General features: G+C 71.5%; 9 protein-coding genes and 1 tRNA gene. 8 read left to right on the top strand and 2 right to left on the bottom strand.

The window, feature by feature from the left end; translation table 11 throughout:
* Positions 1 to 111 precede the first annotated feature (111 nt).
* The 5 genes from PLP61_RS10025 (at position 112) to PLP61_RS10005 (ending at position 6,884) form a co-directional block, all read left to right on the top strand.
* Positions 112 to 1,020, top strand: coding sequence for a helix-turn-helix transcriptional regulator (locus PLP61_RS10025; RefSeq protein WP_324502570.1), 909 nt, complete (start codon positions 112 to 114; stop codon positions 1,018 to 1,020).
* Entirely contained in the window at positions 1,010 to 2,020 is a 1,011-nt protein-coding gene (locus PLP61_RS10020) for a helix-turn-helix transcriptional regulator (RefSeq protein WP_324502569.1), read from the top strand. The genes PLP61_RS10025 and PLP61_RS10020 overlap by 11 nt, the downstream gene beginning before the upstream one ends.
* 140 nt (positions 2,021 to 2,160) lie before the next feature.
* Positions 2,161 to 3,678, top strand: coding sequence for an APC family permease (locus PLP61_RS10015; RefSeq protein WP_324502568.1), 1,518 nt, complete (start codon positions 2,161 to 2,163; stop codon positions 3,676 to 3,678).
* Complete coding sequence (locus PLP61_RS10010; RefSeq protein ID WP_324502567.1) at positions 3,675 to 4,559, top strand: universal stress protein; 885 nt, start codon at positions 3,675 to 3,677, stop codon at positions 4,557 to 4,559. The genes PLP61_RS10015 and PLP61_RS10010 overlap by 4 nt, the downstream gene beginning before the upstream one ends.
* Before the next feature lie 204 nt (positions 4,560 to 4,763).
* Positions 4,764 to 6,884, top strand: coding sequence for an acyltransferase family protein (locus tag PLP61_RS10005; protein WP_324502566.1), 2,121 nt, complete (start codon positions 4,764 to 4,766; stop codon positions 6,882 to 6,884).
* On the opposite strand, the gene PLP61_RS10000 is transcribed toward PLP61_RS10005, so the two are convergent.
* Positions 6,856 to 8,304 carry a glycosyltransferase family 39 protein gene (locus PLP61_RS10000; protein WP_324502565.1) on the bottom strand — a complete coding sequence of 483 codons (1,449 nt, stop codon included), beginning with the start codon at positions 8,302 to 8,304 and terminating at the stop codon, positions 6,856 to 6,858. The genes PLP61_RS10005 and PLP61_RS10000 overlap by 29 nt on opposite strands.
* Before the next feature lie 202 nt (positions 8,305 to 8,506).
* A tRNA-Arg gene (locus PLP61_RS09995) sits at positions 8,507 to 8,578 on the bottom strand.
* Between the two features lie 165 nt (positions 8,579 to 8,743).
* Here PLP61_RS09995 and argS point away from each other — a divergent pair.
* The 3 genes from argS to PLP61_RS09980 all read left to right on the top strand — a co-directional run.
* Positions 8,744 to 10,408 carry an arginine--tRNA ligase gene (gene argS / locus PLP61_RS09990; RefSeq protein WP_324502564.1) on the top strand — a complete coding sequence of 555 codons (1,665 nt, stop codon included), beginning with the start codon at positions 8,744 to 8,746 and terminating at the stop codon, positions 10,406 to 10,408.
* Positions 10,409 to 10,417: 9 nt separating this feature from the next.
* Positions 10,418 to 11,830 (top strand): diaminopimelate decarboxylase, encoded by a 1,413-nt coding sequence (gene lysA, locus PLP61_RS09985; protein WP_324502563.1) that lies wholly within the window; start codon positions 10,418 to 10,420, stop codon positions 11,828 to 11,830.
* The coding region (locus PLP61_RS09980; RefSeq protein WP_324502562.1) for a homoserine dehydrogenase at positions 11,823 to 12,346 on the top strand (524 nt) is incomplete at its 3' end. The genes lysA and PLP61_RS09980, both read left to right, overlap by 8 nt.

The raw sequence follows: 12,346 nt of genomic DNA, 5'->3' as shown, positions 1-12,346 counted from the left end.
GGTCGACGCGTCGGGCTGAAGCGCGGGCGAACCAGCCGTCGGTGCGCCAGACTCGGGAGTCGACGGAGGAGAGGGGACGCAGTGGCGCGCGGTCGGGACCAGCGAGGGCCCATGGAACGACTGGTGCGGATCGCCGCGGTGCTCAGCGCGAGCCCGAAGTACGGCGTCCCCGTCGACCGGTTGGTCGCCATCGCCGGGTTCCAGCCGGGGGAGTCGGGACGCGAGCAGCTCCAGCGGGAGCTGCGGTACCTCGAGCGGCAGGGCTGGCAGATCGAGCGGATCAGCCACGAGGGCGAGCGGGCGACGTACCGGATGACCACCCTGGACAACCGGCTGCGGGTGCGGCTCAGCCCGCCGGAGGCCGCGGCGCTGCAGCGTGCGGCGATGCTCGCGAGGCGCTCGGACCTGCTCGACCACGTGGGCCTGACGCAGGAGCAGGTCCCGACGCCCGCGCCGGTGGACGTCCGGCTGGACGGCGAGCCGGCCGCCCTCAGCGCGGTGCTGGAGGCGGTGCGCCGTCGTGCGCTGCTCAGGTTCTCCTACAAGGGGACGACCCGGCTGGCCCACCCCCAGTCGGTCGCGCCGCGCCACGGGAGGTGGTACCTGCACGCGCTCGAGGACGACGCCGTGGAAGACGCCGCAGCCGAGGTCAAGGCCTTCGTGGTGGCACGGATGAGCGGTGTCGAAGCCCTCGGCGCGGGCACCGCCCGCCACCTGACCCTGGAGCGTCGAGCGGACCTCCACCCGATGCGGTGGGAGATCGACCCGCCCGTCGAGGTCATGCTGCGCACCCAGGGCTGCTTCCGGGCCGACGTCGTCCGGTGGCTGCTCGAGCCGGTGGGCGAGCACCACAGAGGGGACACCATCGACCTGCGCTACCGGGTGACGAACCGGTCGGCCTTCCGGGCCAGGCTCTACGAGCTCGGCACCCGGGTGGAGCTGCTCGGGCCGTCGGAGGTCCGTGCGGAGGTGCTCGCCGAGCTCGAGTCCCTGGCGGGGGGTGCCGACGATGGGTGCTGACGCACCGGGTTACGTCCGGCGCTTCGCCCGGCTTCCGCGGGTGCTCGAGCTGCTCGCGGACTATCCGGACGGGCTGTCGCTCGACCGGCTGGCCGAGCGGGTCGGCGCCCCGGTCGAGGAGGTGCGCGAGGATCTGCTGTCGTTCTACTCCGCCGACGTCGTCGAGTTCGGCTTCTACCGCCCTGCGCCGGCTCTGGAGTTCCTGGGTCCCGACGGCGACGAGGCGGACCCGAACCAGGCCGAGGTCGTGCGGATCTCCGGCGACCCGGGCGTCGAGGAGCTGGGCGTGCAGTACGTCACCGCCGGCGAGCTCGCCCTCCTGTTCACCGCGGCCCGGCTGCTGCAGGACCTCGAGCCGGCCGACCCGCACCTGGCCTCCGCCGTCAGGGTGCTGGCCGAGACCATGTACGGCGAACCGTCCGGTGCGCCGGCGCCCCGGTCGCGTCCCGGGGACGACGCGCTCGGCGCGCTGCAGCAGGCGGTGCGCACCCGGCGGCGGGTCCGGGTCGTCTACTCCCGGGCCTGGCGAAGCGGAGTCAGCGAGCGGGTCATCGATCCCTACCGCCTCGTCAACACCCGGCGCGGCTGGGAGGTCGACGCCGGCCCACTGGACGCCGAGCAGCGGATGCGCACCTACCTGCTCGCCAATCTCCGCGAGTGCGAGGTGCTCGAGGACACCTTCCTCCCGCCCGACGACCTCGGTGGACGGCTCGCCCGGCAGCGCGAGACGACCCGGGTCCGGGTCACGCTGCCGCAGTCGGCGCGGTGGGCCGCGGACGTGTACGCCGAGGACGTGCGCACCGTCGGCGAGGACGAGCTCGCCTCCACGGTCGACCTGGACCTGCTCCTACCTCTCGCGCACCGGGTCGGGCTGCTCCTGCTGGCCGCCGGCCCGCGGGCGCGGGTCGTCTCACCCGCCGAGCTGCGCTCCGCGGGGGCGGGGCTGGCCAGGACCCTGCTCGAGCACCACCGGCGTACCACCGACCGGTGGGAGGGCTGAGGCCCACGGCCAGCACCGTTCACGGCGCACAGGCTAGGGCCGCTGGCGGGTGCAGCGGGCGTTGACAGGCCCCCGGAGCAGCGGCAGGGTCGTGCCCATCGTTCGCACCGGGCATTGAGCCTCCGGCGAAAGGCGTTCCGATGGCCAGTCTCACGGGTAGTCAGCCGAGTCTCGGGGAGCAGCTGCGGCGTCGCAAGCCGATCGTCTTCCAGCACCATCACCACACGGGCGAGGAGCTCGCTCGCGAGCTGTCGACCTTCGAGCTGATGATGTTCGGCGTCGGAGCCACGATCGGGACGGGCATCTTCTTCGTGCTCGGAGAGGCGGTGCCCAAGGCCGGGCCGGCGGTGCTCGTGTCGTTCCTCATCGCCGGGATCGCCGCGGGGCTCTCCGCCCTGTGCTACGCCGAGCTCGCGTCGGCGATCCCCGTGAGCGGGTCGACGTACTCCTACGCCTACCACGCCATGGGTGAGCTCGTCGCCGTCGTCATCGCCGGCTGTGTGCTGCTCGAGTACGGCGTGGCGACCGGTGCCGTCGCGGTCGGCTGGAGCGGCTACTTCAACGAGCTGCTCTCCGAGCTCTTCGGGTGGCAGCTGCCGGAGGCCCTCTCCGTCTCACCCATCCCGGGCACCGACGGAGAACCCACCGGAGGCCTCATCAACCTGCCGGCCGTCGTCCTGGTGCTCCTGTGCATGCTGCTGCTCATCCGCGGCGCCTCGGAGTCGGCCAAGGTCAACGCGATCATGGTCGTGATCAAGCTCGTGGTGCTCACGATCTTCGCTGTCCTCGGCTTCAGCGCGTTCAACGCCGACCACTTCTCGAACTTCTTCGGCGAGGGGTTCACGGGCGTGAGCGCGGCAGCCGGGACGATCTTCTTCTCCTTCATCGGGCTCGATGCCGTCGCCACCGCGGGCGAGGAGGTCAAGAACCCCCAGAAGGCGGTTCCCCGCGCGATCATCGGAGCCCTGACGATCGTCTCCGGGATGTACCTCGCGGTCGCCGCCGCCGGTCTGGCGGCCAAGCCGGTCTCGTTCTTCGAGGACAGTGACAACGCCGAGGCGGGGCTGGCGCTCATCCTCAAGGACATCACCGGCAACGAGATCTGGAGCACCATCCTCGCCGCCGGTGCCGTCATCTCGATCTTCTCCGTCACCCTGGTCACCCTCTACGGGCAGACCCGGATCCTCTTCGCCATCGGCCGCGACGGGATGATCCCGCGCAAGTTCCTCGAGGTGAACCCCAAGACCATGACGCCGGTCTTCAACACCGTCGTGGTCTCCATCGTGGTCGCGCTCATCGGCGGCTTCGTGCCGTCGGACTACCTGTGGGACACGGTCTCGATCGGCACCCTGATGGCCTTCTCGGTGGTGGCCATCGGGATCATGATCCTCCGTCGGACCCACCCCGACCTCGAGCGTCCCTTCAAGATCCCGGGATACCCGGTGACCCCGATCCTCACCGTCGCCGTCTGCCTCTACATCATGTGGGGCCTGGCGGCGATCACGTGGATCATCTTCCTCAGCTGGATCGCGCTGGTCCTCCTCGTCTACTTCCTCTACGGCAGGCACCACGCGACCTTGAACACCTACCGCGACCCGGAGGAGATCGCCGAGCCGCGCGGTCGGCGCGGAGACGTCGAGGAGGACGTCGACCTATGACGTACGTCGTCGGCTACAGCCCGCACAAGGACGACACGTGCGCCCTCGAGCTCGCCTGCGAGCTGGCCCGGTCGGAGGCGGATGCCGTGCACGCCCTCACCGTGGTCCCACAGGGCTGGGAGGCGACCACCGCCAGCCAGCACGACAAGGACTTCGTCCACTGGGCCCGCACCGAGGGCGAGGCGAGCGCCGCCGAGGCCTTCGCCGCCCTCGAGCGGCATCCCGACGTCGCCGGCTCCGCCTCCTGGGTCACCGCGCGCTCCGTGCCTGCCGCGCTCGTGGACCAGGCACGGAAGCTGGAGGCATCGATCCTGGTCGTCGGCTCGGGCCTCCACGGCCCGGTCGGCAGGGTCACCGTGACCTCGAAGACCGATCGCCTGCTGCACTCCTCGGAGATCCCGGTCGCCATCGCCCCCCGGGAGTACCGCCCCTCGCGCGAGTCCCGCATCACCCGCGTCACCCTGGCCTTCCGGGACGACGACGCGACCTGGAGGCTTCTCGATCGGGTCGCGGACATCTGCCGGCGCACCAACGCGCGGATCCGCCTGGTCACCGTCACGATCAAGCACCGGGCCATGCTGCAGGCCGGGGTCAGCGGCGCCGAGGACCTCGTCTTCGAGGAGCTGAGCAGGGCAGCCAGGGCCGGCCAGCGCGAGGCCGTCGACCATCTCGTCGAGAACGGCTTCGCCGGGTCCGAGCTCGAGACGGTCGTCGCGAAGGGCCGCTCCTGGGCCGACGCGCTGGACGGGGTGCACTGGACCAGTGGCGACCTCCTCGTCGTCGGCTCCTCGTCCACGCACCCGCTCGCCACCGTCTTCCTCGGGTCCAGCGCCGCGAAGATCGTCCGCGCAGCCGTCGTCCCCGTGATCGTCGTCCCCTGAACGCCGGGTCCGCGCCCTCGGCCCGCTGAGCTCGACGGCCTCGTCGTCGGCGGCGTGACGCGGCCGGAGTTCCCGGCGTCGTCGGGACTGCAGCCTCATGTGCCCAGCGGGCGGCACCGGCATGCTCGGAGAGCCGCCGTCTGGGGGCAGCTTCCCTGCTGTTCCCGCTGGTCGAGCCCGTCCCGTGCAGGGTCAGGAGGAGCCATGCCACTGCCCAGACGCATCGACATCCAAGGCCTGCGGGCGATCGCAGTGCTCCTGGTCATCGGCATGCACGCAGGAGTCCCGTGGATGTCGGGCGGCTTCATCGGCGTTGACGTCTTCCTCGTGGTGTCAGGGTTCTTCATCACCTCGCTGCTCCTGCGGGAGCTCGAGCAGACCGGTCACCTGCAGGTGGGCCGGTTCTACGCGCAACGCGCCCGACGCCTGTTGCCGGCGGCGTCGCTCGTGCTGGTGGCCACCTGCGTGTACGCCGCGCACGAGGTGTCGGCCGTGCGTGCTGACCGGATCCAGGACGACGCGGTCTGGTCCTCCGCATTCCTGGCGAACGTCCGTTTCGCGGCGGTGGGGACCGACTACTGGGCCCAGGGGCAGGCGACCTCGCCGCTCCAGCACTACTGGTCTCTGGCCGTCGAGGAGCAGTTCTACCTCTTCTGGCCGATGGTGATCGCCGTGGCTGCCGCCGCCGTTCTGCACGGGCGGGGCCGCGCCCGGCGCGCCCGGTCGATCGTCGCGACGCTGGCGATCGGCATCCTGGTGGCGTCGTTCCTGTGCTCGGTGATCCTCACGAAGCGGTCACCTGACGCGGCGTACTTCAGCACCTCCGCCAGGGCCTGGGAGCTGGCCGTGGGTGCCACCCTGGCGGTGATCGCGCCACGCCTCTCGGGCTGCGCCTGGCCAGGCTGGCTACGCGCGCTGCTGTCCGCAGCGGGCCTGGCCCTGATCGTCGTCGCTGCGACAAGCTTCGGTGCCGGTTCGGCATTCCCCGGCTGGCGGGCTGCACTGCCGGTTGCGGGGACCGCCGCCGTGATCGTCGCCTCCCGGCCAGGCGCCGTGGCGGGGCCCTCACGGCTGCTGGCGCTGCCTCCTCTGCCGTGGCTTGGCGATCTCTCGTACTCGCTGTACCTGTGGCACTGGCCGGTGCTGGCGGTCGGCTTGTCGGCGTACGACGGCCAGCCGGTGTCTCCCGGGCGGCGGACGCTGCTGCTCGGCCTCGTCCTGGTGCTCGCGACGGCGACCCACTACGTGCTGGAGAACCCGATCCGCCACTCCCGGACACTCTTCGGTGGAAGGCGTGGGCTGCTGCTGTGGCCGCTCGCCCTGGGCTCTGTCGTCGCGGGCACGATGCTGGCCGGTGCCACCGCACCCGACCTTTCGGAACAGCGAGCCGCGCAGGCCCTGGCTTTCGAGGCCGACCACTCCGAACGGCGCGTGCCCCCGCTGCGGACCGAGCGGCGGCAGCCCCCCAGCGCCACCACCCTCGTCGCCCGCTCCCTCGAGCTGGCGAAGGCGGGCGCCCCGATCCCCTACCCGCTGGCCAACCAGGACCGTCTCGACGGTGACCTGGGCGGGGTCGGGCCTCCCTGCGCCGCAGCCGATGGGGCGACGAGCCACGACCTCTGCCCGGACCCCGGAGGCGACTCGAACGTAACGGTGGCCGTGTACGGCGACTCGCATGCAGCGATGTGGCTCCCCTCCCTCCGGCCCGTGGCCGAAGCAGCGGGCTTCCGCCTGGTGCCGTTCATCAAGTACGGCTGCTCGCCCTACGACGTACCGCTGGGCGACCCCACGGGTTCGGAGTGCGCCCGCTACCACAGCTGGGCTCTCCCACAGCTGACGAGGCTGGGCCCACAGGCGGTGATCCTCGGGTCTCGAACCAACGACTACCTGCGCGAGACGGCCGCCTGGGGCCCAGGCGTCGCGACACTCGTCCACCGGCTGCGCGAGGTGTCCCCTGAGCTGCGCATCCTCGCTGACGTGAGCGGGCTTCCTTTCGAGCCTGGAGACTGCCTCAGTGACCCGCACGCGGTGCTGCGCACCTGCCTGGCCCCGGCGCGGGATGCGGTTCTCGAGGGAAACCGGGCCCTGAGGGCCACGGCAGCCCGACTGGGCGTGCCGTTCGTCGACACCGCGAGACTGGTGTGCGGCCCCACCCTCTGCCCCGCCGTGGTCGATGACGTGATGGTGTACGGCGACTACGACCACATCTCGGCCACCTGGGCTCGGCGGGTCTCCGATGAGCTCGGGAACCTCGTCGGCCTTCGCGCGCTGGCGACTCGGCCGGCGTTCGGACCCCTCACGGACAGCGGACCAGGAAGGCCGTGAACCGCGTGGCGGCCTTCTTCGTCTCAACCGCGCATCCATGGCGTGCCAGCCACCGCTGGAACCTGGTCCCCGGCCAGACCGGAGCGGAGGTGTCCAGCAGCACCAGGCGGCCACCCGGCTCGACCACGGTGGACAGCAGCAGCTGGTCCGGCGCTCGCACGGTGCCCCAGAGGGTCTCAGACTCGGCGGGGGTCAGGCCGACGTTGGGCAGGTCCGGCCCGACGAAGTCGTCTGGGTAGGCGACGGCCACGCCCCGGGTGCTCGGCACACCGAACAGGACCGCGTCGGGGTGATGATCGGTGATGAACCGTGCCAGTGCCCGGTAGTCGTCCGCGGCCTTCGATCCCTCGGCCCGCTGGCTGACCTGCACCACGACACAGGCCAGCGCCGCAACGACGCCGAGCGTGAGCTGCCGGGCCCGCCGGTCGTCCAGCTGTACGAGCCCGTAGGCCAGCAGGAGTCCGAGAGCGGGTGCGGTGAACGACGCATAGCGTTCGGCGTACACCGGCCGCACCACCCACGACCACAGCACCAGCACCGCGTTGGGCAGCACGATCCAGGGAACCACCAGGGTGAGCACGCGCTGCGTCTCGCGGGAGCGCCGGGCCGTGATCGCGCGCCCTGCGAGCAGCGCGCAGGTCAGCGCGAGCACACTCGCCGCCACCCAGACCAGCCCCGCTTCTCGTGGTCCTCGCGGGCTCAGGAAGTACTGGCGTCCCAGGATCTTCGCGAAGGTCATGCCGAGCGTCTGGCCAGTGTCTCCCAGTGCGTGGTCCTGGCTCTTCGCGGCGATCAGAAGGGGCAGGCACAGGACGGTCCCGACCACAGAAGAAGGGAGCAGGCCGCGTGCCCGACCCCAGGCACGCGCGGCGACCAGCAGGACCGGCACCATCAGGATCGAGATCACGAAGATGTGGACAGACACCACCAGTGCGGTCGTGCAGACCACCCAGTCGCGAGCGCGGTCGCTCTCCTCGGCGCGCAGCCATGCCAGCACCCACAAGACCACGCTTGCGCAGGCCCAGGAGTAGCCCCGTGCCTCCAGACCGGTCCAAGCCAGGCCCGGCAGCAGGATGCTCGCCACACCCGCCGTGACCCCCAGCCGGAGGTCGGCCAACCGCCGGCCCAGCTGGACCACGCCGGCGCAGGTCACCCCCAGGCCGAGGGCCGAGAAGGACCGAGTCGCGAACTCGGTCGATCCGGTGAGGGCGATCCACGGCTTCATGATCAGGTAGTAGCCCCCGTGGACCAGATCAACGTGCCGTACCAGCCGCTCCAGGTCCTGCAGGTCCCGGGTCGCGGCGCTCAAGGTGGCTGCCTCGTCGTACCAGTACGACGGTCGCCAGGACCAGGCGAGGCTGACGCCCACCCCGAGCAGGCCGACGAGGAGCGTGGCACGAGCAGCTCGGGGTTCCCGCATCAGGTGCTTCCATTCCTGCCGACAAGTACCTTCCACGGTCAGATCGACGCCGTCCCGCGGTCAAGGGACTCCAGACCCACCTGTGTCGGGATGTCTATCGGGTCGCTGTCGCCGGCGGTCGACGCCGCCACCGGGAAGAGACGGACGGCCGAACCCACGCGACTGTGGGTTCGGCCGTCCACGATGTCTCGAGACATCAACGCGCCCCCGGCAGGATTCGAACCTGCGCTCCCGCCTCCGGAGGGCGGTGCTCTATCCCCTGAGCTACGGGGGCCCAGGTGCGGGGACGACCATACCGCCCGGCAATGAGGCCGGCCAATCCAGGTTCCTCGACGAGACCGATCCGCGACCACGGGATGCGGACCGGCCCGAAGGGCGGGGGCATCCGGTGCGCGATATGGATTCGGGCGCGTCCGACCTGCGCCGATACCCTTGCCCGGTGACCCCCGAGCAGCTGTCCAGCCTGATCGTCGACGCCGTGGCCGACCTGGTCGCCGAGGGCGCGGTCACGCTGCCCGACGGGGTCCCGGCTTCGGTGACGGTGGAGCGGCCCCGGGTGCGGGAGCACGGGGACTACGCCACGAACGTCGCTCTGCAGCTCGCCAAGCGGGCCGGGACCGACCCGCGTGCCTTCGCCCGGCTGGTGGCGGCGCGGCTGCGGGACCGTCCGGGGATCGCGGCGGTGGAGATCGCCGGGCCGGGCTTCCTCAACATCAGCGTGGAGGCCGGGGCGCAGGGGGTGCTGGCGGCCGAGATCGTGGCGTCCGGGCCGGCGTACGGCCACAACGACGTGCTGGCCGGGCAGAAGGTCAACGTCGAGTTCATCTCCGCCAACCCCACCGGGCCCCTCCACCTGGGCCACACCCGCTGGGCGGTGGTCGGGGACGCGATCTCCCGGGTCCTGGAGGCGGCCGGAGCCGAGGTGACGCGCGAGTTCTACATCAACGACCGCGGCACCCAGATGGACCTGTTCGGCGCCTCGCTGGAGGCGCGGGCCCTGGGCAGGCCGGTGCCCGAGGACGGCTACCTCGGCAGCTACGTCGCCGACCTGGCCGCCGCCGTGGTCGCCGCCGACCCCGGGATCGTCGACCTGCCGGAGCCGGAGCGGCTGGTCGCCTTCCGCGAGGCGGGGTACGCCGTGCAGCTGACCGAGCAGAAGGCGCAGCTCGACGCCTTCCACACGCACTTCGACGTGTGGTTCTCGGAGCGGTCGTTGCACGACAGCGACGACGTGGTCGCCGGGCTGGAGAAGCTCCGCGACCAGGGCCACCTCTACGACGCGGACGGCGCGCTGTGGATGCGCACCACGGACTTCGGCGACGACAAGGACCGGGTCCTGGTGCGCTCCAACGGCGAGCTGACCTACTTCGCCAGCGACACCGCCTACTACGTCGACAAGCGCGCCCGCGGCTTCGACAAGCTGCTCTACCTGCTCGGCGCCGACCACCACGGCTACGTCGGCCGGCTGCGGGCGATGGCGGCGTGCACCGGGGACGACCCGGACCAGACGATCGAGGTCCTGATCGGCCAGCTGGTCAAGATCATGCGCGGGGACGAGGAGGTCCGGCTGTCGAAGCGGTCGGGCGAGCTCATCACTCTCCACGAGCTGATGGAGGAGATCGGCGTCGACGCGCTGCGCTACTCCCTGGCCCGCTACCCCTCGGACTCCCCGTTGACCCTCGACATCGATCACATCACGCGCACCACCAGCGACAACCCGGTCTACTACGTCCAGTACGCCCATGCCCGGGTCGCCTCGCTGCTGCGCAACGCCGCGGACCTGGGCCTCCTCCCCGAGAAGGAGACCTTCGACCCGAGCCTGCTCACCCACGAGAAGGAGGGAGAGCTGCTCCGGGCCCTGGCGGAGTTCCCGAGGGTCGTCGCCGCGGCCGCCCAGCTGCGCGAGCCGCACCGGGTGGCCCGCTACCTGGAGGAGACCGCGGCCACCTATCACCGCTTCTACGACTCCTGCCGGGTGCTGCCGCTGGGCCAGGAGGAGGTCACCGACCTGCACCGGGCGAGGCTGGTGCTGGTCGCTGCCACCCGGGTGGTGCTCGCCAACGGGCTGGACCTGCTCGGCGTGACCGCCCCCGAACGGATGTGAGCGAGGCCGATGCACGCGCACGAGGCGGGGTGGGCGCACGCCGAGGGCGCCCTGCGCGGTCCGAGCTGGCTGCGGCCGCCGGGGGACGTCAACGAGCTGGTGCCGCACCTGTGGTCCATGACGGCGAGCAAGGGGGAGGACGGCCAGCTGCGTGTCGGCGGGCTGGCGGTCGCGGACCTGGTCGCCGACCACAACACGCCGGCGTACGTGCTGGACGAGGCTGACTTCCGGGCCCGGGCCCGGGCTTTCCGTGACGCGTTCAGCGGCTACGAGGTCTTCTACGCGGGCAAGGCGTTCCTGTGCACCACGGTCGCGCGCTGGATCGCTGAGGAGGGCCTGTCGCTCGACGTGTGCTCCGACGGCGAGCTATCCGTGGCCCTGCGGGCGGGGGTGGACCCGGCGCGGATCGGCTACCACGGCAACAACAAGAGCGTCACCGAGCTGCGCCGTGCGGTGGCGAGCGGGGTCGGGCGGATCATCGTGGACTCTTTCACCGAGATCGACCGGCTCGACCAGGTCACCCGGGAGATCCCCGACGGAAGCGCCCGGGTGATGGTGAGGGTGACCGCCGGCGTCGAGGCGCACACCCACGAGTACATCGCCACCGCCCACGAGGACCAGAAGTTCGGCTTCTCGATCGTCGGGGGCCAGGCGCTGGACGCCGTACGCCGGGTGCTGGCTGCCCCCGGCCTGGAGCTGCTGGGGCTGCACTCCCACATCGGCAGCCAGATCTTCGACTCCGCCGGGTTCGAGGTGGCCGCCCGCCGGGTGCTGGCGCTGCAGGCCCGGATCTCCGAGGAGCTGGGGGCCACGCTGCCCGAGCTCGACCTCGGCGGCGGCTTCGGCATCGCCTACACCACCCAGGACGACCCTGCCGACCCCCAGCAGCTGGCCGTCGAGATGTCCAAGATCGTCGAGCACGAGTGTCGTGCGCTGGGCATCCCCGAGCCCCGGCTGTCCATCGAGCCGGGCCGCGCCATCGTGGGCCCGGCCATGTGCACGGTCTACACCGTCGGGACGGTCAAGCAGGTGGAGCTGGACGGCAACGCCGTACGCACCTACGTCTCGGTCGACGGCGGGATGAGCGACAACATCCGGACCGCTCTCTACGACGCCGACTACACCTGCACGCTGGCCTCGCGCCGCTCCGAGGTCGGACCCACCCTGGCCCGGGTGGTGGGCAAGCACTGCGAGGCCGGCGACATCCTGGTCAAGGACGAGTTCCTTCCCGGTGACCTGCGGCCGGGTGATCTACTGGCGGTGCCCGGGACCGGCGCCTACTGCCGGTCGATGGCCTCGAACTACAACCATGCCCTGCGACCGCCCGTGGTCGCGGTGCGGGACGGCGTCGCGCGCGTCGTCGTCCGGCGGGAGACTGAGGACGACCTGTTGGCGACGGATATGGGTGCGGAACGTGACTAGCGCAGCGTTGAAGGTGGCCGTGCTCGGCTGCGGCTCGGTGGGGTCGCAGGTGGTGCGGCTGCTCGGCGAGCAGGCCGCCGACCTCGCCGCGCGGGTCGGGGCACCGGTGGAGCTGGTGGGCGTCGCGGTGCGCCGCCTCGAGGCGCCGCGCGAGGTCACCGTTCCCGAAGGGCTGCTGACCACCGATGCACACGCGCTGGTCACGCGCGGCGACGTGGACCTGGTCGTGGAGGTCATCGGCGGCATCGAGCCGGCCCGCTCACTGATCCTGGCCGCGCTGGAGAGCGGCTGCTCGGTGGTGACGGCCAACAAGGCGCTGCTGGCCGAGGACGGCGTCACGCTGTTCGCCGCCGCCGAGAAGGCGGGTCGCGACCTCTACTACGAGGCGGCCGTGGCCGGCGCCATCCCGATCCTGCGGCCCCTGCACGAGTCGCTGGCCGGTGACCGGGTGACCCGGGTGCTCGGCATCGTCAACGGCACCACCAACTTCATCCTGGACCGGATGGACACCTCGGG

This window comes from Nocardioides sp., assembly GCF_035429765.1.
GTDB lineage: Bacteria > Actinomycetota > Actinomycetes > Propionibacteriales > Nocardioidaceae > Nocardioides.
The sequence above is the reverse complement of the archived record's forward strand: the minus strand, read 5'-3'. Positions and strand labels throughout refer to the sequence as shown.

Coding starts and splice junctions, on each gene's coding strand:
- PLP61_RS10025 (WP_324502570.1), top strand. CDS start 112: ATGGAACGACTGGTGCGGATCGCCGCGGTGCTCAGCGCGAGCCCGAAG.
- PLP61_RS10020 (WP_324502569.1), top strand. CDS start 1,010: ATGGGTGCTGACGCACCGGGTTACGTCCGGCGCTTCGCCCGGCTTCCG.
- PLP61_RS10015 (WP_324502568.1), top strand. CDS start 2,161: ATGGCCAGTCTCACGGGTAGTCAGCCGAGTCTCGGGGAGCAGCTGCGG.
- PLP61_RS10010 (WP_324502567.1), top strand. CDS start 3,675: ATGACGTACGTCGTCGGCTACAGCCCGCACAAGGACGACACGTGCGCC.
- PLP61_RS10005 (WP_324502566.1), top strand. CDS start 4,764: ATGCCACTGCCCAGACGCATCGACATCCAAGGCCTGCGGGCGATCGCA.
- PLP61_RS10000 (WP_324502565.1), bottom strand. CDS start 8,304: ATGCGGGAACCCCGAGCTGCTCGTGCCACGCTCCTCGTCGGCCTGCTC.
- lysA (WP_324502563.1), top strand. CDS start 10,418: ATGCACGCGCACGAGGCGGGGTGGGCGCACGCCGAGGGCGCCCTGCGC.